Source organism: Amycolatopsis nalaikhensis (genome assembly GCF_030264295.1).
GTDB lineage: Bacteria > Actinomycetota > Actinomycetes > Mycobacteriales > Pseudonocardiaceae > Amycolatopsis > Amycolatopsis nalaikhensis.
Window position 1 is genome coordinate 6973623 of sequence record NZ_CP127173.1, and the last position, 22589, is coordinate 6996211.

At 72.2% G+C, this 22589-nt stretch carries 16 protein-coding genes and 2 pseudogenes; 12 read left to right on the top strand and 6 right to left on the bottom strand.

Annotated features, from left to right (window positions below; translation table 11 throughout):
* Positions 1–16: 16 nt before the first annotated feature.
* The gene (locus tag QP939_RS34220; protein WP_285450410.1) at positions 17–496 is read right to left on the bottom strand and encodes an ArsI/CadI family heavy metal resistance metalloenzyme; all 480 of its coding nucleotides are present in this window, start codon (positions 494–496) and stop codon (positions 17–19) included.
* Positions 497–579: 83 nt separating this feature from the next.
* Between QP939_RS34220 and QP939_RS34225 the strand changes: the two genes are divergently transcribed.
* The 4 genes from QP939_RS34225 (at position 580) to QP939_RS34240 (ending at position 4417) form a co-directional block, all read left to right on the top strand.
* Entirely contained in the window at positions 580–942 is a 363-nt protein-coding gene (locus tag QP939_RS34225; protein WP_285450411.1) for an ArsR/SmtB family transcription factor, read from the top strand.
* Positions 939–2012, top strand: a complete 1074-nt coding sequence (arsB, locus tag QP939_RS34230; RefSeq protein WP_285450413.1) for an ACR3 family arsenite efflux transporter — start codon at positions 939–941, stop codon at positions 2010–2012. Before QP939_RS34225 ends, arsB begins: the two co-directional genes overlap by 4 nt.
* Positions 2009–2416 carry an arsenate reductase ArsC gene (locus QP939_RS34235; protein ID WP_285450414.1) on the top strand — a complete coding sequence of 136 codons (408 nt, stop codon included), beginning with the start codon at positions 2009–2011 and terminating at the stop codon, positions 2414–2416. The genes arsB and QP939_RS34235 overlap by 4 nt, the downstream gene beginning before the upstream one ends.
* Before the next feature lie 360 nt (positions 2417–2776).
* A complete protein-coding gene (locus tag QP939_RS34240) occupies positions 2777–4417 on the top strand; it encodes a sensor histidine kinase (RefSeq protein ID WP_285450415.1) in 1641 nt (546 codons plus the stop codon).
* An 18-nt stretch (positions 4418–4435) separates the two neighbouring features.
* On the opposite strand, the pseudogene cydD reads toward QP939_RS34240, so the two are convergent.
* The 3 genes and pseudogenes from cydD to QP939_RS34260 all read right to left on the bottom strand — a co-directional run bounded on the left by cydD (position 4436) and on the right by QP939_RS34260 (position 10225).
* A pseudogene (gene cydD / locus QP939_RS52265) lies at positions 4436–7793 on the bottom strand (thiol reductant ABC exporter subunit CydD).
* Complete coding sequence (cydB, locus tag QP939_RS34255; RefSeq protein WP_285450418.1) at positions 7790–8809, bottom strand: cytochrome d ubiquinol oxidase subunit II; 1020 nt, start codon at positions 8807–8809, stop codon at positions 7790–7792. The pseudogene cydD and the gene cydB overlap by 4 nt, the downstream one beginning before the upstream one ends.
* Positions 8810–8824: 15 nt before the next feature.
* On the bottom strand, positions 8825–10225 hold the full coding sequence (locus QP939_RS34260) for a cytochrome ubiquinol oxidase subunit I (protein ID WP_285450420.1): 1401 nt from the start codon (positions 10223–10225) through the stop codon (positions 8825–8827).
* Between the two features lie 165 nt (positions 10226–10390).
* On the opposite strand from QP939_RS34260, the gene QP939_RS34265 reads away from it, so the two are divergent.
* Positions 10391–11029 (top strand): response regulator transcription factor, encoded by a 639-nt coding sequence (locus QP939_RS34265; RefSeq protein ID WP_285450421.1) that lies wholly within the window; start codon positions 10391–10393, stop codon positions 11027–11029.
* Here the strand turns inward: QP939_RS34265 and QP939_RS34270 are convergent.
* On the bottom strand, positions 11026–12015 hold the full coding sequence (locus QP939_RS34270) for an Acg family FMN-binding oxidoreductase (RefSeq protein WP_285450423.1): 990 nt from the start codon (positions 12013–12015) through the stop codon (positions 11026–11028). The two genes, QP939_RS34265 and QP939_RS34270, sit on opposite strands and share 4 nt — an antisense overlap.
* Positions 12016–12202: 187 nt before the next feature.
* Here QP939_RS34270 and QP939_RS34275 point away from each other — a divergent pair, with 187 nt between their 5' ends.
* A complete protein-coding gene (locus QP939_RS34275; protein ID WP_285459911.1) occupies positions 12203–13897 on the top strand; it encodes a sensor histidine kinase in 1695 nt (564 codons plus the stop codon).
* 11 nt (positions 13898–13908) lie between these two features.
* On the opposite strand, the gene QP939_RS34280 is transcribed toward QP939_RS34275, so the two are convergent.
* A complete protein-coding gene (locus QP939_RS34280; protein ID WP_285450424.1) occupies positions 13909–14322 on the bottom strand; it encodes a dsRBD fold-containing protein in 414 nt (137 codons plus the stop codon).
* A 191-nt stretch (positions 14323–14513) separates the two neighbouring features.
* On the opposite strand from QP939_RS34280, the gene QP939_RS34285 reads away from it, so the two are divergent.
* The 6 genes and pseudogenes from QP939_RS34285 (at position 14514) to QP939_RS34315 (ending at position 22512) form a co-directional block, all read left to right on the top strand.
* A complete protein-coding gene (locus QP939_RS34285) occupies positions 14514–14921 on the top strand; it encodes an Hsp20/alpha crystallin family protein (protein WP_285450426.1) in 408 nt (135 codons plus the stop codon).
* Between the two features lie 69 nt (positions 14922–14990).
* Positions 14991–17625: pseudogene (locus tag QP939_RS34290) on the top strand (GNAT family N-acetyltransferase).
* A 10-nt stretch (positions 17626–17635) separates the two neighbouring features.
* Positions 17636–18721 carry an acetate/propionate family kinase gene (locus QP939_RS34300; RefSeq protein WP_285450429.1) on the top strand — a complete coding sequence of 362 codons (1086 nt, stop codon included), beginning with the start codon at positions 17636–17638 and terminating at the stop codon, positions 18719–18721.
* Between the two features lie 4 nt (positions 18722–18725).
* On the top strand, positions 18726–19109 hold the full coding sequence (locus QP939_RS34305; RefSeq protein WP_285450430.1) for a hypothetical protein: 384 nt from the start codon (positions 18726–18728) through the stop codon (positions 19107–19109).
* The gene (locus QP939_RS34310) at positions 19106–19837 is read left to right on the top strand and encodes a hypothetical protein (protein WP_285450431.1); all 732 of its coding nucleotides are present in this window, start codon (positions 19106–19108) and stop codon (positions 19835–19837) included. The genes QP939_RS34305 and QP939_RS34310 overlap by 4 nt, the downstream gene beginning before the upstream one ends.
* A 2-nt stretch (positions 19838–19839) precedes the next feature.
* A complete protein-coding gene (locus QP939_RS34315) occupies positions 19840–22512 on the top strand; it encodes a cation-translocating P-type ATPase (protein ID WP_285450432.1) in 2673 nt (890 codons plus the stop codon).
* The last annotated feature ends 77 nt before the right edge of the window (positions 22513–22589 follow it).

The window sequence follows — 22589 nt, forward strand, 5'->3', positions numbered from 1 at the left end:
AACCCCGGACGGGTGCTCAGGAGCAGCAGCCCTCCGGCTGGGTGGCCTGGTCGACCCGCCCGGTCTCGGCGTCGGGCGTGCAGCACGTGGCCGGGGTGGCGAGGGCGCCGCTGTCGGTGCCGAAGGTCTGCGAGTCGGCCTTGACGGTGTAGACCTCCCAGGGCTCCTGACCAGGCCCGTGCACCCACACCTTGTCCTGCACGGCGTAGCAGCACGTCGTGTTGTCCTCGGTCAGCGTCTCCAGGCCCTCGCCGGTGAGGCGCTTGCTGGCCTCGCTGACCTGGTCGGTCGTCTCGACCTCGACGCCGAGGTGGTCCATGACGGTCGCCTGGCCGGGCTCGCCTTCCAGCAGCACGAGCTTGAGCGCGGGCTCGGCGATGGCGAAGTTGGCGTAGCCGGGGCGGAGCTTGGCCGGCTCGGTGCCGAACAGCTTCGAGTAGAAGTCGATCGAGCCATCGAGGTCCCCCACCCGCAGCGCGAGCTGTACCCGTGACATCCTGTCCTCCTTGAATAGATGTTCATCGAAGCAGCGATACCGGGTAGATTGCCCTCTGAATAGACATCTGTCAAGATAGATGCATGCCGAAACAGCTGCCGATCGTCGCGATGGATGCCTGCTGCTCCCCGCTGGCCCGCGAGCCGCTGACCGAGCCGCAGGCCGCGGAGCTGGCGAAGCTGTTCAAGGCGATGGCCGACCCGGTACGCCTGCGGCTGCTGTCGCTGATCGCCTCCCACGCCGGAGGTGAGGCGTGCGTGTGCGACCTGACCGACGCGTTCGACCTGACCGGCCCGACGATCTCCCACCATCTGAAGGTGCTGCGCGAGTCCGGGCTGATCACCGGTGAGCGGCGCGGCACCTGGGTGTACTACCGCGTCCACCCCGAGGTGCTGGCCCGGCTCTCGGCCGTGCTCGTCACCGGCGACGCCCCGGTTCCGGCATGACCGACACGCACGCCGGGGTGGTCGGCAAGCTGTCCACCCTGGACCGGTTCCTGCCCGTGTGGATCGCCGCCGCGATGGTCGCCGGCCTGCTCGCCGGCCGCTGGGTCCCCGGGCTGAACACCGCGCTCTCGGCGGTGCAGGTCGACGGAATTTCGCTGCCGATCGCGCTCGGGCTGCTGGTCATGATGTACCCGGTGCTGGCGAAAGTCCGCTACGACCGGCTCGGCAGCGTCACCCGCGACCGGCGGCTGCTGTGGCCGTCGCTGGTGCTGAACTGGCTCGTCGGCCCGGCACTGATGTTCGCGCTGGCCTGGCTGCTGCTGCCCGACCTGCCCGAATACCGGACCGGGCTGATCATCGTCGGCCTCGCCCGCTGCATCGCCATGGTCATCATCTGGAACGACCTCGCCTGCGGCGACCGCGAAGCCGCCGCCGTGCTGGTCGCGCTGAACTCGGTGTTCCAGGTCATCGCGTTCGGGCTCCTGGGCTGGTTCTACCTCTCCGTCCTGCCCGGCTGGCTCGGCCTACCGCAAGCCGGCCTCGCCGTGTCCGGGTGGCAGATCGCCAAGAGCGTCCTGATCTTCCTCGGCATCCCGCTGCTGGCCGGTTACCTGACCCGCCGTCTCGGCGAACGGGCGAAGGGCCGGACCTGGTACGAGTCGAAGTTCCTGCCCAAGATCGGCCCGGCCGCGCTCTACGGCCTGCTGTTCACGATCGTGGTGCTCTTCGCCCTGCAGGGAGATCAGATCACAGCGCGGCCACTGGACGTCGTCCGGATCGCGGTGCCCTTGCTCGTCTACTTCGGACTGATGTGGGCCGGGTCCTACGCGTTCGGCAAGGCCGTCGGCCTGTCCTACGAACGGACCACGACGCTCGCGTTCACCGCAGCGGGCAACAACTTCGAACTCGCCATCGCCGTCGCCATCGCCACGTTCGGCGCGACCAGCGGGCAGGCGCTGGCCGGGGTCGTCGGGCCGCTGATCGAAGTCCCCGTGCTCGTCGCGCTCGTGTACGTGTCCCTGGCGCTGCGCCGCCGCTTCACCCCGGCCCCCGTGGAGGTCACCCCGTGAACACCCCCGAAGTGCTGTTCGTCTGCGTCCACAACGCCGGGCGCTCCCAGATGGCCGCCGCCCTGCTGGACCACCACGCCGCCGGCCGCGTCACCGTTCGCTCCGCCGGGTCGGCACCGGCGAACGAGGTCAACCCGGCCGTGGTCGCGGTGATGGCCGAGCTGGGGATCGACGTCTCCCGCGAGTTCCCCAAGCGACTGACCACCGACGCGGTCGAGGCCGCCGACGTCGTGATCACCATGGGCTGCGGCGACGCCTGCCCGATCTTCCCGGGCAAGCGCTACCTCGACTGGCAGCTCGACGACCCCGCCGGCCGGTCCGTCGAGCACGTCCGCCCGATCCGCGACGAGATCGACCGCCGGGTCCGCGCCCTGCTCGCCGAGCTGGTTCCCGCCACGACCTGAGCCTCGCGGATCCGGTCCCGCGTGTAGATCTTGAACCTGCCGGCCGCGACCGGCGACCCGATGCGGGGCGGCGAGGTCGTCCGGCCGGTCAGCGTCGAGCAGGCGCACGCCGCCACCGCGCCGGTTCGGCGAGATCGGCACCCGGGAGCGCATCGGCCGGGGCGGTGAGCCGAGGGGCACGTGAAATTTCACGAAACAGGTTCCCACTGCGGCTTGACCATCACCCGGCCAGGGGAGGAGAACTGGTCGGAAGCGCCGGAGACGGTCGGCGGGCTACCGGGAGTGGGCGATGTGAACCGGGCAGGCGGAGATCATGAGCGCGCGGAGGCGGAAAGGTTGACGTTCCCCGACTTACCGCGCATGGAATTGGACCAGCTGCTGGGGCAGCTGGTCGAGCGGGCCCAGGAAGTCATGGGCACGCAAGGGCGGCTGCGCGGGCTGTTGCACGCGAGTCAGATGGTGACGAGCGACCTGGCGTTGCCGACGCTGCTGCGCCGGATCGTCGAGGCGGCGCGGGAACTGCTGGGCGCCCGGTACGCGGCGCTCGGCGTGATCGGGCCGGACGGGCAGCTCGTCGAGTTCATCCACGTCGGCATGGACGCCGAGACGGTGGCCAGGGTCGGGCGGCTGCCGGAAGGCAAGGGGCTGCTCGGGGCCGTGGTGGAGGACCCGCGGCCGATCCGGCTGGCGAACATCGGCGACGACCCCCGCTCGTCCGGGTTCCCGGACGAGCACCCGCCGATGGGCAGCTTCCTCGGTGTGCCGATCCGGGTGCGCGGGGTGGTGTTCGGCAACCTCTACCTCACCGAGTGCCGGCACGGCGAGTTCACCGCGGAGGACGAGCAGCTCGCGCTCGCCCTGGCCGCGACCGCCGGGCAGGCCATCGACAACGCGAGGCTCTACGAGACCGCACGCAAGCAGCAGGAGTGGCTGGCGGCGTCGACGGCGATCATGCGCGAACTCCTCTCGACCGGGTCCGGCCGTCCGCTGGAGCTGATCGCCACGCACACCCACGACCTCGCCGACGCCGACCTGGTCACCGTGCTGCGCCCGGCCGGCGACGGGCTCCGGATCGAGGTCGCCGTCGGCAGCGGCGCGGCCGAGCTGGAGGGAGCCTTCGTCGACGTCGAGGGCACGATGTCGGGGCAGGTGTTCGCCAGCGGTGCGCCGGTGGTGGGGTCGTGGATCGACCGGCAGTCCCGGCAGGAGGTGTCCGCGCCGTTGCGGACGGACCTCGACGCCGTGCTGGTCGTTCCGCTGACCGGCGCCGGGCAGGTGACCGGCGTGCTGACCGCGGCCAGGAAGATCGGCCGCCGCGGGTTCACCGCCGACGACCTCGAGATGGCGGCCGGGTTCGCCGGTCAGGCGTCGGTGGCGATCGAGCTGGCCGACGCCCGCGCGGAACAGCAGCGCAGCGAGCTCTACGACGAGCGCGACCGGATCGCGGCCGAGCTGCACAGCCAGGTGGTGCAGCGGCTGTACGCGATCGGCCTGTCCCTGCAGACGACCGCCGGAGCGGCCCGCTCGGAGGTGGTCGCGCGCCGGGTGCGGACGGCGATCACCGACCTCGACGCCGTGATCACCCAGATCCGCGAGACGGTGTTCCAGCTGGACGACGTGCTGCCGCGCGCCACGGCGACCGTGCACGACCGGGTGCTGGAGGTGTTGTCGGAGGCCGGCGAGGAGTTCGGGCTCGCCGCTTCGACGGAGTTCTCGGGCAAGCTCGACGCGATTGCTTCGGTGGAGCTCGCCGACGCACTGGTCACGGCGTTACGCGAGGGTTTGCGGGTGATCGCCCGGCACACTGGCGCGGGCGCGGTCCAGGTCGCGGTGCGCTCGGGCGCGGAACGGCTGAGCGTGGTCCTCGCCCACGACGGAGGTAACCCGCTCGACGGGACGCCGGAGGCGGACCTGGTCACGTTCACCGAGCTGGGGGGCAGCCGAGGAGGGCTCTCCGAGGTGCACGAGCGCGAGCTGACCTGGTGGGTACCGCTGTCCTGACGCCGGGAGCGGGTACCGTCAGGTGGCGCCGAGCGAGCGTGCCGCCGTGAGGTCGATCGTGGGCAGCGTGGCGAAGTCGGCCGGGCGGTGCGTCACCACCAGCGTCGAGCGGCCCTCCGTTGCCGTCAGCACATCCGCCGCCAAAGCCGCGGCCGTGGGCGCGTCCAGATGGGCCGTCGGCTCGTCGAGAAGCAGGATCGGGCGGTCCGACAGCAGCGCCCGGGCCACACCGATGCGCTGGCGCTCGCCACCCGACACCGGGGTGCCGTGCGCGCCCAGTGCCGTGTCGAGGCCGTCGGGCAAGTGCGAGTGCCACCCGCCCAGCTGCGCCAGGTCGAGTGCGGCGATCAGCGCGGTGTCGGGAGCGGACGGCCGGGCCAGGCGGAGGTTCTCGCGAAGCGTGCTGTCGAACAGGTGGGTGTCCGGCCCGCACCAGGCTATCTGCTCCCGCACCGAGTCGCCGTCGAACGCGAGGGTGTCCTCGTCGTCGAGCAGGACGCGGCCGGACGACGGGACCAGGTAGCGCATCAGCGCCGCGATCACCGTGCTCTTGCCCGCCCCGGACCGGCCGGTCAGCGCGAGCCGGTGACCGGGGCCGATGCGCAGGTCGACCCCTTCGACGGCGTTGCGTTCGGCGCCGGGCCAGCGGACGGCGAGACGTTCGGCGGCCAGGTGGGCCGCGGCGGGCGCAGTGGCGGTGGGTTCGGTCCGCGAAGCGGGCCCGGCGTCCAGCTCGGCGAGCCGGCGCGCGGAGTGCCCGGCGCCGAGGAGCCGCTGCGCCGCCTCGGGCAGGCCCGCCACCAGCTCGGCCGTCGCGAGCGGGGTCAGCGCCAGCACGGCCAGCGCCGGTCCGGGGATCGTGCCCGCCCGCACGGCCAGGATGCCCAGCGCGAGACAGACCAGGGACGTCAGGCCGACCCCGAGGGTGGCGATCCCGGTGCCGAGGCCGCGCCGGACCGCCGACCGCCGGGCGAGGGCGGTCAGGCCGGCGTCGAGCTCACGCAGGCGGGAGTGCCGGCGCACCGCCGCGTCGTGGACGATCAGGTCGGCCGAGGCCTGCAGCAGCTCGACGGTGCCCGCGGTCAGGTCCGTGCGCAGCCGGGCGGTGTCGCGCTGTGCCCGCCGGGCCGTCAGCGCGGCGACGAGCGGGGCGAGCACTCCGGCGGTGAACAAGCCGGCGGCGGCCGCGAACCCGGCGCCGGGCAGGATCACCCCGGGTGACGGCGGCCCCGGTGAGCACCGCGAACGTCGAAATGCCCGGCACCAGGCCGCGGACCAGCACGTCCTGCTGGCTGTCCACATCGGACACCAGGCGGTGCAGCAGGTCGCCGCGGCGCAGGCGGGCGGTGCGGGCCGGGCCGAGGCGGACCAGCCGGTCCCACACCCGGACGCGCAGTTCGGTCAGCGCTCGCAGGGCGACGTCGTGGGACAGTAGCCGCTCGAGGTAGCGCAGGATGCCCTTGGCCAGGCCGAAGGTTCGCACGGCGACGATCGCCACCATGAGGCTGAGCACGGGCGGGTGCAGCGCGGCGCTCGCGATCAGCCAGGACGACGTCGCGGTGAGCGCGACGCCGCAGCCCAGCGCGGCGGTGGCGGCGAGACAGGCCAGGGCGAGCCGCCACCGGTGCGGGCGCACGGCAGCCAGCAGCGGCCGCCACTTCGAGGCCGAGCCGTCCACCGTGGAGGGAGCGGGTGCCGGGACGGCGGCGGGCGGGCGAGCCGTGACAGACCCCGCGGCGCGCTCCGGGGCCGCCGCGGGAAGAACGGCCGCCCCGCCGAGCTGGACGACGCGGTCGCACCGGGCCAGCACGGCGGGGTGGTGGCTGACGATCACCGCGGTCCGTCCGGCGAGCACCGCCGGCAGCCGGTCGAGGATGACCGCTTCGGTTTCCGCGTCGACGCCTTCGGTGGGTTCGTCGAGCAGGATCAGCGGCCGGTCGAGCAGCACCGCGCGGGCCAGTGCGACGCGGCGGCGCTGTCCGGTGGACAGCCCGGCGCCCAGCTCGCCGACCACAGTGGACAGCGGGACGTCGAGTGCCGCGGTGTCCGCGGCGGCGAGCACGGCGTCGTCGGTCGCGTCGGGGGAGCCCAGCCGGATGTTCTCCGCCACTGTCCCGGCGACGAGGTGGGGTTGTTGCGGCACCCAGGCGAGGTGCCGGTGCCAGGTGGCGCGGCCGATTTCGGCCAGGTCGGTGTCGCCGAGCACGACCCGGCCGGAGCCGGGCCGCCGCCAGCCGAGCAGGACGTCCAGCAGCGTCGACTTCCCCGCGCCGCTCGGACCGGTGATCCCGACGACTTCGCCGGCGGGAATGCGCAGCGTGAACCCGTCCAGGATCGGTCCCGACCGGCCTTCGACCGTCACGTCTTCGCAGCGCAACGCCACCTGGCCGAGGTCGGGAACCGTGCGGGTGCCGGTGTCGCCGGTGGGGGTGTCGGCGAGCGCGATGATCTCTTCGGCGGCGGCGAGGCCTTCGGCGCTGTCGTGGAACCGCGCGCCGACCGCCCGCAGCGGCAGGTAGACCTCCGGGGCGAGGACCAGCACGACGAGGGCGGTCTGCAGGTCGAGTTCACCGGCGAGCAGGCGCAGGCCGATCGACACGGCGACGACCGCGACCGACAGCGTGGCCAGTAGTTCCAGGGCGAGCGCGGAGAGGAATGCGACGCGCAGGGTCCGCATGGTGTGCGTGCGGTACTTCTCGGTGATCTCCCGCAGCGAGCGCAGCTGGGCGCGGGCCCGGCCGAACGCGGTCAGCTCGGCGAGCCCGGCGACGAGGTCGAGGAAGTGGTTGCCCAGCACGGACAGTGTTTTCCACTGCCGCTGGACGTCGCGCTGGGTGTAGAGCCCGATGAGGATCATGAAGATCGGGATGAGCGGCACCGTGAGACCCACGATCACCGCGGCGACCCAGTCCGCGGCCAGGATCCGCACGCCGACCACCAGCGGCACCACCGCCGCGATGAGCAGCTGCGGCAGGTACCGGGCGAAGTAGCCTTCGAGCCGGTCGACGCCGTGCGTGGCCAGGGAGGCGACCTCGGCGGGAGATCGGTCCGCCCGCCGGGGCCCGATCCGCAGCGCGGCGCCGATGACCGTCTCCCGCAGCTGCGAAAGCGCGCGGGCCGCGGCGCGGTGCGCGGTCGTCTCCGACAGCCACGCGAGGCCGGACCGGGCCAGCACCACCAAGGCCAGCAGCCCGACCGGGGCCAGAAGCGCGCGCAGCGTAAGGCCGTCGAGGAACGCCCAGGTGATCGTCTTGGCCAGCAGTTCGGCCTGGGCGAGGACCAGCATCGCGGTGAGCACGCCGAGGCCCGCGCAGGCCACGATGAACGGCCGGACCGCGTTCGCGTGGCGGAGCAGCCGCGGGTCGAGGGGCCTCATCGGCGGGCTGCGGGCAGGCCGCCGCCGGCGGGGATCGAGGTGCGGCTGATCCGCTTGCGGAACACCCAGTACGTCCAGGTCTGGTAGGTGAGCACGATCGGGGTGAACGCGACGGCGACCCAGGTCATGATCTGCAGCGTGTACGGCGTCGACGACGCGTTCGTCGTGGTCAGGCTGAAGGCCGGGTCGGTGGTCGAGGGCAGCACGTTCGGGTAGAGCGACCAGAACAGCGTGAAGGTAACCGCGATGATCGCGCCGGCGGTGCTCGCGAAGGCGTACCCGTCGCGCTCGCCGGCGGCGAACAGCACTCCGGCGGCGAGCAGCAGGGCCGCCACCAGCGACGTCAGCCACGTCCAGCCGCCGTGCTCGATGGCGGTGTAGGCGAGGAAGACGCCGCCGAACACGATCGCCGCGCCGCCGAGCGCGCGGCTCAATGTCCGGGCGCGGTCGCGGATGGCGTCAGTCGTCTTCAAGGCGAGGAACACCGCGCCGTGGAAGGTGAACAGGCTGAGCGTGGCCAGGCCCCCGAGCAGCGCGTACGGGTTGAGCAGGGTGAAGAAGGTGCCGGTGAAGTGGTGCTGGGCGTCGAGGGGGACGCCGTGGACGATGTTGCCGAAGGCGACACCCCACAGCAGCGCCGGTGCGGCGGAGCCGAAGACGATGATCCAGTCCCAGGTGTTGCGCCAGCGTGGGCTGTCGATCTTGCCGCGGAACTCGAACGCGACACCCCGCAGGATGAGTGCGACGAGCACGAGCAGCAGCGCCAGGTAGAAGCCGGAGAACAGGCTGGCGTACCAGAGCGGGAAGGCAGCGAAGGTGGCGCCGCCGGCGACGAGCAGCCAGACTTCGTTGCCGTCCCAGACCGGGCCGATGGTGTTGATCAGCACGCGGCGGTCGGTGTCGTCGTGGCCGAGGACACGCAGGAGCGTCCCGACGCCGAAGTCGAAGCCTTCGAGGACGAAGTAGCCGGTCCAGAGGACCGCGATGAGCAGGAACCAGATGTCGGTGAGGGCCATGGCGGGTCTCCGGCGTCAGTAGGCGAAGGCCGCGGGGCGCGGCTCGTCGGAATCGGTCTCGTCCGCGGGTGCCTCGGGGGGTGGGGGACCGGCTTTGGCGTAGCGGACCATCAGGACGCCGTCGATGACCGCGAGCACGCCGTAGAGCACGGTGAACACGATCAGTGAGGTCAGCACGCTGCCCGCAGACACCGTGGGGGAGACGGAGTCGGCGGTCTTGAGCACGCCGAACACCGACCACGGCTGGCGGCCCATCTCGGTGAAGATCCAGCCGACGCTGTTGGCCAGGAACGGCAGGGCGAGCCCGGCGGTCGCGACGGGGAAGAACCAGCGGGCGCGCGGGGTGCGGCCGCGGCGGAACAGCCAGAGCCCGACCAGGGAGATCAGCAGGCAGAGGAAGCCGAAGCCGATCATCAGGCGGAACGTCCAGTAGCTGACCGGGATGTCGGGCCGGTATTCGCCGGGGCCGTACTGCTGCTGTTCGGCGGCTTGGAGGTCGTTGATGCCTTCGACCCGGCCGTCGAACTTCCCGGTGGCCATGAAGGAGAGCACGCCGGGGACGCGGATGGAGAACTTCTCCCGGGAGCCGTCGAGCGAGCCGATGGTGAACAGCGAGAACGAGGCGGGTGCGACGGTGTCGTAGAGCGCTTCGGCGGCGGCCATCTTCATCGGCTGCTGCTCGGTCATCAGCCGTGCCTGCAGGTCACCGGTGACGATGACGCCCAGGCTCGCGATCAGCACGGTGACCAGCGCGAGCTTCATCGACGGCCGGTAGACGTCCGTCGCGTGGGCTTTGCGGAGCTGCCAGGCGCTGATCCCGACGACGAACATTCCGGCGGTGAGGAAGCACGCGGTGATCGTGTGGGCGAACGCGCCGACGGCGGTCGAGTTGGTGAGGACCGCGCCGAAGTCCTTCAGCTCCGCGCGGCCGGTCGCCGGATTCACGATCGAGCCGACCGGGTGCTGCATCCAGGAGTTGGCGGCGAGGATGAAGTACGCCGAGAGCACGGTGCCGATCGAGGCGATCCAGATCGTCGCCAGGTGCAGCTTCTTCGGCAGCTTGTCCCAGCCGAAGATCCACAGGCCGAGGAACGTCGATTCGAGGAAGAACGCCAGCAGGCCCTCGATGGCCAGCGGCGCGCCGAAGATGTCGCCGACGAAGGTGCTGTAGTCGGACCAGTTCATGCCGAACTGGAATTCCTGCACGATGCCGGTCGCCACGCCCATGGCGAAGTTGATGAGGAACAGCTTCCCCCAGAACTTCGTCATCCGGCGGTAGCGGTCGTTCCCGGTGCGCACCCAGGCGGTCTGCATCCCGGCGACCAGGAAGGACAGCCCGATGGTCAGCGGGACGAAGATGAAGTGGTAGACGGTGGTGACCCCGAACTGCCATCGCGCCAGGTCAAGGTTGCTCATCCGGTTCTCCTGCTCGCGCGGACGCTGTTGACTCCGGAAGCATCGGGCCCGGGGCAGCTTCGGCGAGAGGGTCCTTGGTCACTTCCCGGACGGTCCCGGGTCCCTGCCATCGGGGGCCCTGTGGTCGTACTCTGATCTCTGTCGAACCGTTCCCGGGAGGTCGAAATGCTCCGCGTGTTTCTCGTCGATGACCACGAGGTCGTCCGCCGTGGCGTCGCCGACCTGCTGGACGAGGACGAAGAACTGACCGTGATCGGGCAGGCCGGCAGCGTGTCTCAGGCGCTGGCCCGGATCCCGGCGCTCAACCCCGACGTGGCGGTGCTGGACGTGCGGCTGCCCGACGGCAACGGCATCGAACTGGCCCGGGAGCTGCGCTCCAAGCTGCCGGAGCTGAAGTGCCTGATGCTCACCTCCTACACCGATGAGCAGGCGATGCTGGACGCCGTGATGGCCGGGGCGAGCGGGTTCGTCATCAAGGACATCAAGGGCATGGACCTGGTCTCGGCGGTGCGGGACGTCGGCGCGGGCAAGTCCCTGCTCGACGCGCACGCCGCGGCCGCCCTGATGGCGAAGCTGCGCGACAGCCAGACCAAGAAGGGCCCGCTGGCCGACCTCTCGGACCAGGAGAAGAAGCTGCTCGAGCTGATCGGTGAGGGTTTGACCAACCGGCAGATCTCGGAGCGCATGTTCCTGGCTGAGAAGACGGTCAAGAACTACGTCTCCCGGCTGCTGACCAAGCTGGGCATGGAACGTCGCACCCAGGCCGCGGTGCTGGCCACCGAGCTGCGCAACCAGGGGAGCTAGGCGCTCGTTCGCTCCGGCTCCAGGAGGACATCGGCCAGGGACCGGCGCGGCGTCCATGGCACCGGTGCGCCGCGGCCGAGGCGCAGCACGATCTGCGGCCACAGCCCCCCGCCGAGCAGGGCGCGCAGCTCCCTCCGCACCGCGGGAACCTCGACCGGCTGGGAGATGAACGACGCGTCGAGCCCGGCGGCCGTGGCCGTGAGCAGCACCCGCTGCATGGCCTGACCGGCCCGGATCCGGTCGATCCGGGTGTCGTCGAAGGAGCCGATGACCACGACCAGCGGCTCCGACTCGTCGGGTCGGCCGCGCCGCCGCGCACCGAAGTCCCGCAGCACCCAGCCGCCGTTGTCGGAGGGCATCGCGCCGGCCGCGTACTCGGGGACGCCGTCCCGGCTGCCCGGTGCACGCGCGGTCCAGTAGCGCCACTCGGCGACGAACGCCGGGTCGGAAACCTGCACCTGGTGGCTCTTGTGCACCAGCTCTCGCAGGCCTTCCAGCTGGTGTGCGTCCAGCCGCGGCAGCCACGCCTGCTCGACTTCGGCGGCGTGCCGTAGTTCGGCGACCATCGGTGCGGGGATGGTGTCCGTGCCGAACGGTGTCCGGTTCGTGTGCCGGCGAGGGATCGCGTCGGCCAGGTGGACCAACCGGGGGTCGGGACGCCGGGCCGCGAACGGCCGGACGAGGGCCAGCAGCGTGGGGTCATCGCGACGCGGCAGCAGCGTGGTGGCCGGGTGCGCGCCGAGGGCGTTGATGGCGGTGCGCAGGTTGAACAGCGCGGCCCCGCACGAGAGCAGCAGTTCCCGCTGGTCGGCGTCGGCCACGGGCAGGGCGCGGTCCGGATCGGCGTGCAGTTCGAGGCCCGCGGGAGTGCTGCGGAACCGCCACGGCTGCGTGTTGTGCGTCGACGGCGCGAGCATCGCGGCGCCGATCACCGACTTCACCTGATCGGGGTCCAGCAGGCCGATCGCGGTGATGGGTAGTGTCATGGTTTCCCCTCGTGCCGCCGCGCGGCACACTGTGGTTCCGAAAGCTTCCTCCGACGGTCTCTCGCGTGGCGAGGCTGCGGAAAGGGGAGAAAGTCACCAGGGCGAGGTCGGAACGGACGGTGCGGAGGTCGTGGACACGGTGTCGCAGAACGGACCCGGGCAGCACCCGGAGGACAGGCCGCGGCGGATGGCGGGGACGCTCTCCGGGCTGCGGCTTCGCGAGGTCCTCCGCGACCTCCAGGACCGGATCGAGCTGCTGATCGGGACCCGCGACAAGATGGACGGCCTGCTCGACGCGGTCCTGGCCGTCGCGTCCGGACTGGAACTGGACACCACGCTGCGGCGCATCGTGCGGGCCGCCATCGAGCTCGGCGAGGCGAAGTACGGCGCACTCGGGGTACTCGCCGAAGACGGCTCCCTGTCCGAGTTCATCTACCTCGGGATCGACGACGAGACCCGCACGCTGATCGGCGACCTGCCCGAAGGCCACGGCGTCCTCGGCGTGGTCATCGAGGAGGCGAAGCCGCTGCGGCTGGAGGAGATTTCCGCCCATCCGGCGTCGGTGGGCTTCCCCGCCCACCACCCGCCGATGCACTCCTTCCTCGGGGTGCCGGTGCGGGTGCGGGACGAGGTGTTCGGCCGGCTGTACCTGACCGAAAAGAAGAACGGCGAGCAGTTCACCGACGACGACGAGGTCGTCGTGCAGGCCCTGGCCGCCGCGGCCGGGATCGCGATCGAGAATGCGCACCTCTACGAGCAGGCGCGGGTGCGGCAGCAGTGGCTGGCCGCGACCAGTGAGGTGACGACCGAACTGCTGGGCGGTACCGACCCGGCGGAGGCGCTCGACATCATCGCCAGCCGGGCGCTGGAGCTGACCGGATCGGACGTCACCATGCTCGCCTTGCCCAATTCCGGGCGGCTCGACGTCGACGAGGACTGGGGCGACGACGTCGACGACCTGACGGTGACCGTCTGCGCGGGGGTCCGGGCCGCCGAGCTGTCGGGTCTGCACATCGACGTCGAAGGCAGTCTGCCCGGCGCGGTGTACCGGGACCGGACGCCGCGGAGCGTTCCAGAGCTGGAACTGGGGGACTACGCCTTCGGGCCGGCTCTGGTGGTGCCGCTGCGGGCGGGTGACCGCACGACCGGCGTGCTCATCGCCGTCCGGGAGCCGGGCGCGGCGTCGTTCGAGTCGGCCCAGCTGTCGGTCGTGGCCTCGTTCGCCGACCAGGCCGCGCTGGCACTGCAGCTGGCGGCCCAGCAGCGGACCGCCCGCGAGCTGGACGTGCTCGGTGACCGCGACCGGATCGCCCGCGACCTGCACGACCACGTCATCCAGCGGCTGTTCGCGGTGGGCCTGTCGATGCAGAGCACGCAGCGGCGGACGAAGTCGCCGGAGCTGCAGAAGCGGCTCGGGGACAGCATCGAGCAGATGCACGAGATCGTGCAGGAGATCCGCACCGCGATCTTCGACCTGCACGGCGGTGCGGCGGGGGAGACGGGGTTGCGGCTGCGGCACCGCCTGCACGACGCGATCGCCGAGCTGACCGACGACGCGCCGGTGCACCCGACGGTCAGCATGGCCGGCCCGCTCGACGCGCTGCCCGCGCAGCTGGCCGAGCACGCCGAGGCGGTGGTGCGCGAAGGGGTCAGCAACGCCGTCCGGCACGCGGAAGCTTCGGTCTTGTCGGTCTCGGTCGTGGTGAAGGACGACGTCCTGCGGATCGTCGTGGCCGACGACGGCAAGGGGCTGCCCGCCGACGTCTCGCCGAGCGGGCTGGGCAACCTCGGTGACCGCGCCGAAGCCGTCGGCGGGCACTTCACGATCGAAGCCGTCCCCGCCGGTGGCCTGAAGCTGGAGTGGTCCGCGCCAGTCGGCTGACCCGGGTTGCTTCATTCGAACGTATGTTCTACGGTGGTGTGGTGCCGGGCGGAGTGGGGAAGACTCCGCCCGGCGCGTCCACCGCGCAAGCTCGCCTCTACGTAGGTAGCGTCTGGCCCGCGGGCCGGCGCGCTCCCTCCCCCTCGGCCCCGTCGGCCCGCGTCCCGCGATTCAAGGGCCCAGGTGCGACCGGCTTCCGCTTCCAGTTCCGCGGTTGCGGCTTCCACCAGTTCTTCCGTGAGGTCGGACATCGCCCGGCCCAGCGCCAGGTAACCGGCGATCCGGGCCGGGCCGGCCCGATGGGCGAGGCCCACGCCGGAGAACTCGTGCCTGTCCGGCGTGTGCAGCACGATCTGTGCCCGGGTCCGGTGCGGGCCGTGCTCGACGGCGACGTCGAAGCTCCAGGTTTCCGCTGGCTGGTTCATTTCTCGCTCCCGTTCTCCCCGTGCCGCCGACGGTGACAGCGAGGCCGGACTGAGTACAGGGCCGTTGGTCCCCGGCCGGGTCTTCGGTGACGAAGGTCCTCGCGGTTCGGGCAGTCCGGCCGCTTCGCGGCACCGGGTCCCCGAGGTCTCCTTGTGGTGCGGCGCCCGTCGCCGCGGAGAGGAGCGAAACGATGACTGCCTTGGTGCCGGGCTCACGCCTGGCGTTGCCGAGCATCGCGGCGTGGCTGGAGAACCCGTGGCCGTTCGCCGAGCACAACCCGGTCCGGATCGAGGAGTCCACTGAGGACGGACGGTACCTCGTGCGGGCCGAACTGCCCGGCTTCGACCCGGAGAAGCACATCTCCGTGACCACGCACAACGGTCTGCTCACCATCACGGCCGAGCGGGAGACGAAGGAGCACACGGAGGGCCGCAGCGAGTTCTACTACGGCACCTTCAGCCGCACCGTCAGCCTGCCGGCCGGGGCCGACCCGGCGAAGGTCAAGGCGACGTACTCCGACGGCATCCTCGAGATCTCGATGCCGGTCTCGGAGCACCCGCGCGACAAGCACGTCAAGATCCAGGTCACCAAAGACTAGGTGACTCCCACTCAGGTGGGCGCGGCCACTTGGTCGGCCGCGCCCACCATCGTGCCGTGAGGAGAAGCGATGAGCGTGGAGGCGGGCTCCCGGGCCCTGCTCGCGGACGGTGACGTGGTGCTCGTGCGCCCGTTGCACCCGGCCGACACCGCCGAGGTGCTCGCCCTGCACACCCGGCTCACCCAGCAGGACACCTACTTCCGGTTCTTCGGGGCCCGGCCGTCCATGCTCGACAAGCTGGCGGCGGAGATCGCCGCCGATCCCGGCCCCGGCCACTACGCCGTGGGCTGCTACCGCCGCGGCGAGCTCGTCGGCGTCGCGAACTACGAGGTCCTGAAGGACTCCCGTGACGCCGAAGTCGCCTTGGTCGTCGACGCGACCGTGCGCACGCAGGGCGTCGCGACCCTGCTGATGGAGCACCTCGTCTCCCACGCCCGGAAAGCGGGCCTGAAGCGGTTCGTCGCCGAGGTGCTCGCCGAGAACGCCAAGGTGCTCCACGTCTTCGCCGACCTCGGCCTGCGGTTCGAGGCCAGCGTCGGCGGCCCCGAACGGGACGTCGTGATGATCCTCGACGAAGACGCCGCCTACCTGGACGCCGTGCTGAAGCGCGACTCGGTCGCCGACGCGGCCAGCCTGACCCACCTGTTCAAGCCGTCGTCGATCGCCGTCATCGGCGCGGGACGGCGCCCGGGTTCGGTGGGGCACGCGATCCTGGCCAACCTCGTCGCCTCCAGCTACCGGGGACCGGTCGAGGTGGTGAACCCGCACGCCCGTGAGATTCTCGGCGTGCCGAGCGTCCCGTCCGTGGCCGCGCTGAGCCGCACCCCCGAACTCGCGGTGGTCTGCCTGCCCGCGCCGGCCGCCGCCGAAGCGGTCGAAGAATGCGGGAAACGGGGTGTCCGTGCGGTCGTGATCATCTCCTCGGGCCTCACCGGCTCCGAGGCGGGCGAACGGGTCCACGCCGCAGTGCGCGACCACGGCATGCGGCTGGTCGGCCCGAACTGCCTCGGCGTGGTCTCCACCGACCCTGCCTGCCCCTACGACCTCACCTTCCTCGGCACGACCGTCAAGCCCGGCAACATCGGCGTGGTCACCCAGTCCGGCGGAGTGGGCATCGCGCTCGCGGAGTCCCTCGGCGACCTCGGCCTCGGCATGTCGACGCTGGTCTCCACCGGCGACAAGTACGACGTCAGCGGCAACGACCTGCTGATGTGGTGGACCGCCGACCGCCGGACCGAGCTGGCGGTGCTCTATCTCGAATCGTTCGGCAACCCCCGCAAGTTCAGCCGACTGGCGCGGCAGCTGGCCCGGACGCGGCCGGTGCTCGCCGTCCGGTCGGGCAGCGGCGGGACCGCCCAGCGCGCCGCCGCTTCGCACACCGCGGCCGCCGCGACACCGGCCGTCACCCGCGACGCGCTGTTCGAGCAGGCCGGGGTCATCGCCGTCGACACCGTCGCCGAGCTGGTCGACGTCATCGCCGGGCTGTCGTGGCAGCTGCTGCCGGGCGGCCCGCGCGTGGCCGTCGTCAGCAACGCCGGCGGGGCCGGGGTGCTGGCCGCCGACGCCTGCGAGCGCGAAGGCCTGGTCATGGCCGAACTCTCCGACGACACCCGAGACCGGCTCGCCAAGCTGCTCCCGGCCGAAGCCGCGGTGCGCAACCCGGTCGACACGACCGCGGCCGTCCCACCGGAAGCTCTTCGCCGACGCGCTGCGGGCCGTCCTCGCCGACGACGGGGTCGACGCGGTGATCGCCGCGACCGTGCCCACCGCTGTCGGCGACCCCGGGACCGCGATCGCCGCGGTGCTGCCGCCGGAGTACAAGACCGTCTTCGCGGTCCGGCCCGGGCAGCGCGCCCGCGTCGCCCCGCTGGTGCCCGGCCGCGGGGTGACCGCCTGCTACGACGACCCGGCCGCGGCCGCCGCGGTCCTGGCCCGGCTCGTCCGCTACGAGCAGTGGCTGAACCGCCCCGAGACAGAGGAGTTCCTTGCTCCGCCGGCGGATCCCGATGCGCTGAGGGCGTTCGCCGCCGGACGTGAGGGCTGGCTCCCACCCGCCGACGCTGTCGAGGTGCTACGCCTGGCCGACATCCCGATGGTGGAGACCCGGTACGTCGAAGCCGACGACTCGATGGCCGCCGCGGTCGCCGACCTGGACTCGCCGGTCGTGCTGAAGGCCGACGCCGAAGGGCTGCTGCACAAGACCGCGGGCGGCGGCGTGCTGCTGAACGTACACGGCGCCGACCGGATCATGGAAGCGTTCCGCACCCTGCGATCCCGGTTCGGCTCGGCCCTGCGCGGGGTCACCGTGCAGCCGATGGCCGAACCCGGGCGGGAGCTGCTGGTCGGTGTTCGCTCGGACCCGGTGTTCGGGCCGTTGGTCGTGTTCGGTCTCGGCGGCGTCGACACCGACCTGATCGCCGACCGCGCCGCCCGGCTCGCCCCGCTCACCGCAGCCGACGCCGACCTGCTCCTGGACGGGTTGCGATCGTCGAAGGCGCTGTGGGCGTCCGGGCAGCTCGACCGGGCGGCCGTGCGGGAGCTGCTGCTGAAGGTCAGCCGGCTCGCCGAGCTAGTGCCGGAGCTGGCCGAACTGGACCTCAACCCGGTGCGCGTGCGTTCCGATGGCTGCGTGGCGCTCGACGTCCGCGCCCGGTTCGAACGGCCCTCCGCCACCGACCCGTTCCTGCGCCACCTACGGGACTGAAGGAGCGACCGTGCGTGTGCTGACCCTGAACCCGGGCTCGTCGAGTATGAAGGTCTCGCTGGTCGCCGACGGCACCGCGGTCGGCTGGACCGCGTGGGACCTGGCCGATCCCGGCGCCGTCGCCCAGGCGATCCGCCGCTGGTCCGAAGTGGACGCGATCGCCGTCCGCTTCGTCCACGGCGGGCTGCAGAAGGCCCCGGCGCGGGTCGACGACGCGCTGCTCGCGAACCTCGAACGGCTCACCTCCCTCGCGCCGAACCATCAGCCGTTGTCGTTGGAGGTGACGCGGGAGGTCCGGCGGCTGCTGCCCGAGGTTCCGGTGGTGGCTTGCTTCGACACCGCCTTCCACGCGCAGATGCCCGAAGCCGCGGCGCGCTACCCGCTGCCGCGGTCGTGGACCGCGCAGAACCGCTTGCGCCGCTACGGTTTCCATGGCCTGTCGTGCCAGTACGCTTTGCGGCGCACCGGGGAGCTGCTCGGCCGGGCGCCCGACGAGCTGCAGCTGGTCTGCGCCCACATCGGGGCCGGGGTGTCGGTGACCGCGATCCGCGACGGTCACGGCGTCGACACCAGCATGGGCTTCACTCCGCTCGAAGGCGCCATGATGGCCACGCGGTCGGGGTCGGTCGACCCGGGGCTGCTGCTGCACGTGATGCAGACGGCGCCGATGACCCCGGCCGAGATGGCCGACGCGCTGTTCCACCGTTCCGGGCTGGCCGGGATGAGCGGCACGAACGGCGACCTGCGCCGGGTGCTGGCCGCGGCCGATCGCGGCGAACGGGACGCCGAGGTCGCGCTCGACGTCTACCGGCACCGGCTCCGCCGCGAGATCGGTGCGGCCGCGACGAGCCTGTCGCGCCTGGACGCGGTGGTGTTCACCGGCGGCGTCGCCGAGCACCAGCCGGAGCTGATCAAGTCCGTCATCGACGGGCTCGGTGTGCTCGGCCTGCGCGCCGGCAACGTCCCTCACACCGACGTCGACCGGGTGATCACCGCTCCCGGCTCCCCGGTGCCCGCCTTGATCGTCCTGCCCCGGGAAGACCTGGAGCTGGCCCGCGGCGCCGAAGAGGCGCTCGCCCGAATGATCGTGAGGTGAAGTCATGCACGTCCTGCTGACCGAAGCGTCCTTCGGGGACGCCGACTTCCTCGTCCAGCCCTTGCGCGACGCCGGCTGCCTGGTCAGCCGGTGCCACAGCCGCGCCGGGCTCTGCCGCGCCCTCGCGCCGGGTGGCCGCTGCCCGCTCGACGAGCCGTTCGCCCAGCCCGACCTGGTCGTCGACGTCCGGGGTCAGGAGGCAGAGCTGACTGCCCGCGAGTACGGCGTCGTCTGCGCGGTCCGCGACCACGTGCCGGTCGCCCTGGTCTCCCCGGACCCGGACGTGCGGGCCGAGATCCCGCCCGGCCTGGAGAACCGCGTCACCGTGATCGACGTCGACGGCCTGCTGGCCACGTGCCGCGCCGCCTCGAGACACCTCGGCGGATGACCGCGCAGGCGTTCCGGTGGGACCGGTCGTCACGGTCGGTTCTCGCCGACGGGCTGGTGCGGCTCGGCCCGAACCGGTGCGTCGCGGAGGTCCGGCCGGACGAGGTCGTCCTGACCGAGCCGCCCGCCCGGCGCGATCGGGCCGCCGCCGCCCTCCTCGAATGCGGCGCGGCGCTGTCGACCACCTGGACCGTCGTGCGGGTGCTGGGCCGCGAACCGGTGGTCGCCTTCCCGTACGACCCGGACCGCTCCGACGTCGCGGCCGTCGTGCGCGTCGGCGGCGCGCGGGGCCCGTCCAGCGGTGAATGGGCGCGGTACGCGGCGCTGCGGAAGCTGGGGGAGCCCGGTCACGGCAAGCCGCTGCGCCCGGTCAGCCTCGCGGTGCTGGGTGCGGTGAGCGGAGACGGCTTCTGGCCGGAGACAGACGTCCGGATCGTCCGCCCGGACTGGGCGCCGACGCTCAAGCAGTTCGGCGCCGACGTCACCGGGCACTCCTCGCTGCTGGTGACGACACCCGGCGACAGCCGCCGTCACCACGTCCTGGCCGGCGCGGCCCTGCACTCGGCCCGGCTCGCCACCGCGGTCCGCGGCTTCGCCTCGCAGGTGCTGCCGTTGCCGAGGCTCGCGCCGGCCGAGCGCGCCAGGTACGTCGAGGACGGGCTGCTGCCAGGACTCCCGCAGGCCCTGCTGTTGATCGGTCTCGCCACCCCGAAGCGAAAGAAGCCCTGACGATGACCACGCACCTGAGGACGAAGCCGGACGCCGGGGAAGCCCCGGAGGTGGACGCGCGCGAACCCGTCGCCCGCCTGCTGCGGGATCTGCGCACCGGCGTCACGGGCCTGACCGCCCGTGAAGCCGCTCGCCGGCTCCAGGTGAGCGGCCCCAACGCGCTGCCGTCCCACCACGGCGCGACGTGGCCGCTGGCCCTGCTGCGGCAGCTGATCCACCCGCTCGCGCTGCTGCTGTGGGTCGCGGCCGGGCTCGCCTGGCTGGCCGGGACGACCAACCTCGCGATCGCCATCGTCGGGGTGATCCTGCTCAACGGCCTGCTGGCGTTCGTCCAGGAGCAGCAGGCGGAGAAGGCGGTCGAGGCGCTCGGCCGGTACCTGCCCGACCGCGCGTCGGTGCTGCGCGACGGCAGTGTCCGGCACGTGCCCGCGACGGAGATCGTGCCCGGGGACGTGCTGGTGCTCGCCGAGGGGGACCGCGTCCCGGCCGACGCAAGGCTGGTGGAGGGCACCCTCGACGTCGACGCTTCGATGCTGACCGGGGAGTCGGCGCCGGTGACGCGGATGGCCGACGTCCACGACGACGCGTCCCGGCCGCTGGAGTCGCCCGTGCTCGTCTTCAGCGGCACGGTCTGCGTCGCCGGCGCCGCGCACGCGGTCGTGCACGCCACCGGGCGGCACACCGAGATCGGCCGGATCGCGTCGCTCTCGGCCCGGGTGGGGCGTGAGGAGAGCCCGCTGGAGCGGCAGGTCCGCCGCGTGGCGTGGCTGATCGCCGGGGTCGCGGTCGTGGTCGGCATCGGCTTCCTGCCGCTGGGCTGGCTGGCCGGGCTTTCGTGGTCGGCGGCGTTCGTGTTCGCGATCGGCCTGCTGGTCGCGAACGTCCCCGAGGGGCTGCTGCCGACGATCACCCTCGCGCTGGCCGCCGGGGTCCGGTCGATGGCCAAGGAAGGCGCACTGGTCAAGCGGCTGTCGGCGGTGGAGACCCTGGGCTCCACGACGGTGATCTGCACCGACAAGACCGGAACCCTGACCCGCAACGCGATGCACGTCGAAGAGGTCCGGGACGGCCTGGGCGAACCTCTCTCGGACGCGGGCGTGCTGGCCGCGTCACTCGCGCGCTGCAGCACCGCCGACCTCACCTCGGCCAGCGGCGACCCGACGGAGCTGGCGCTGCTGGGCTACGCGGCCGACCACGGGACTGCGTTCGACCCGGCGGCCCGGGAAACCACGCGGGAAACCCTCTACTCGTTCGACCCCCGGCTCAAGCGGATGTCTACAGTGGACTCCGTGGACGGTGCGCTGTTCGTGGCCACCAAGGGGGCGCCCGAACAGGTGGTGCCGCGGTGCGCGTCGGTCCGCGACGCTTCCGGCACCGAAGTCCCGCTGACGACCGAGCTGCGGGAGCGGATCATCGAGCGCGTCGACGAGATGGCGGGCCGCGCCCTGCGAGTGCTGGCCGTCGCCCGCCGCGAGGCGGCCGCCGTGCCGGGGAGCCGCGACGAAGCCGAATCGGACCTGTGCCTGCTGGGGCTGGTGGGGCTCGTCGACCCGCCGCGTCCCGAAGTCGCCGCCGCCGTCGCGAACTGCCATTCGGCGGGCATCACCGTCCACGTCGTGACCGGCGACAACGGCCGGACCGCGGCGGAGATCGCGCGCCGCGTCGGGATCGGCGCGGACCGCGTGATCAGTGGTGACGAGCTCGCCGAGCTGCCGGAACCGGCGCTCGACGAAGCGCTCACCGCCGACGGTGAGATCGTGTTCTCCCGCGCGGCGCCGGAAGACAAGCTGCGGATCGCCGACGCCCTGCGCGACTGCGGCGAAGTCGTGGCGATGACCGGCGACGGCGTCAACGACGCGCCGGCGTTGCGCCGGGCCGACATCGGGGTGGCGATGGGCGTCGGCGGAACGGACGTTGCCAAGGAAGCGGCGACGGTGGTGCTCACCGACGACAACTTCGCGACCATCGTCGCCGGGGTGCGGGAGGGGCGCCGGGTCTTCGACAACGTCCGCAAGTTCGTGCTCTACATCTTCGCGCACGCGGTGCCGGAAGTCCTGCCGTTCCTGCTTTTCGCGGTGTCCGGCGGGGCGATACCGCTGCCCCTGACGGTGTTGCAGATCCTGGCGATCGACCTCGGCACCGAGACGCTGCCCGCGCTGGCCCTCGGCCGCGAACCCGCCGAGCCAGGCCTGATGGCCCGCCGCCCGCGCCGCCGCTCGGAGGGCGTCGTCACCGGCCGGATGCTGCTGCGCGCGTGGGGGATCATGGGGCTGCTCTCCGGAGTCCTGGTGCTGGGTGCCTACTTCGCGGTGCTGTACGCGGCGGGCTGGCACCTCGGCGCGGACGTCTCCGCGGGAGCACCTCTGCACCACGCGTACCTCCAGGCGACGACCGCGAGCTTCGCGGCGATCGTGTTCTGCCAGATCGGCACGGCCTTCGCGTCCCGCACCGAGCGGGTGTCGTTGCGGGAGGTGGGCCTCACGACGAACCGGCTGCTGCTGGGCGGGATCGTGTTCGAACTGGTCTTCGCCGCGGCGCTGATCTACCTGCCGCCGTTGCAAGCGCTGTTCGGGACGGCCGCGCTGCCGGCGTGGGTGATCGCGCTGATGCTGCCGATGCCGGTCCTGGTGTGGGGAGCGGACGAGCTCTTCCGCTGGGCCACTCGCCGGCACTGAACGCACGAAAGCCTCCGGAGGTCACCAGCTTCGTGGTGGCCGCCGGAGGCTTTCCCGGCAGAACAGGGCAACCGCGG

What these genes read in the sequence shown, in the direction of transcription:
- QP939_RS34220 (WP_285450410.1), bottom strand. Translation starts at nt 496, where the DNA reads ATGTCACGGGTACAGCTCGCGCTGCGGGTGGGGGACCTCGATGGCTCG.
- QP939_RS34225 (WP_285450411.1), top strand. Translation starts at nt 580, where the DNA reads ATGCCGAAACAGCTGCCGATCGTCGCGATGGATGCCTGCTGCTCCCCG.
- arsB (WP_285450413.1), top strand. Translation starts at nt 939, where the DNA reads ATGACCGACACGCACGCCGGGGTGGTCGGCAAGCTGTCCACCCTGGAC.
- QP939_RS34240 (WP_285450415.1), top strand. Translation starts at nt 2,777, where the DNA reads ATGGAATTGGACCAGCTGCTGGGGCAGCTGGTCGAGCGGGCCCAGGAA.
- cydB (WP_285450418.1), bottom strand. Translation starts at nt 8,809, where the DNA reads ATGGCCCTCACCGACATCTGGTTCCTGCTCATCGCGGTCCTCTGGACC.
- QP939_RS34260 (WP_285450420.1), bottom strand. Translation starts at nt 10,225, where the DNA reads ATGAGCAACCTTGACCTGGCGCGATGGCAGTTCGGGGTCACCACCGTC.
- QP939_RS34265 (WP_285450421.1), top strand. Translation starts at nt 10,391, where the DNA reads ATGCTCCGCGTGTTTCTCGTCGATGACCACGAGGTCGTCCGCCGTGGC.
- QP939_RS34270 (WP_285450423.1), bottom strand. Translation starts at nt 12,015, where the DNA reads ATGACACTACCCATCACCGCGATCGGCCTGCTGGACCCCGATCAGGTG.
- QP939_RS34275 (WP_285459911.1), top strand. Translation starts at nt 12,203, where the DNA reads ATGGCGGGGACGCTCTCCGGGCTGCGGCTTCGCGAGGTCCTCCGCGAC.
- QP939_RS34280 (WP_285450424.1), bottom strand. Translation starts at nt 14,322, where the DNA reads ATGAACCAGCCAGCGGAAACCTGGAGCTTCGACGTCGCCGTCGAGCAC.
- QP939_RS34285 (WP_285450426.1), top strand. Translation starts at nt 14,514, where the DNA reads ATGACTGCCTTGGTGCCGGGCTCACGCCTGGCGTTGCCGAGCATCGCG.
- QP939_RS34305 (WP_285450430.1), top strand. Translation starts at nt 18,726, where the DNA reads ATGCACGTCCTGCTGACCGAAGCGTCCTTCGGGGACGCCGACTTCCTC.
- QP939_RS34310 (WP_285450431.1), top strand. Translation starts at nt 19,106, where the DNA reads ATGACCGCGCAGGCGTTCCGGTGGGACCGGTCGTCACGGTCGGTTCTC.
- QP939_RS34315 (WP_285450432.1), top strand. Translation starts at nt 19,840, where the DNA reads ATGACCACGCACCTGAGGACGAAGCCGGACGCCGGGGAAGCCCCGGAG.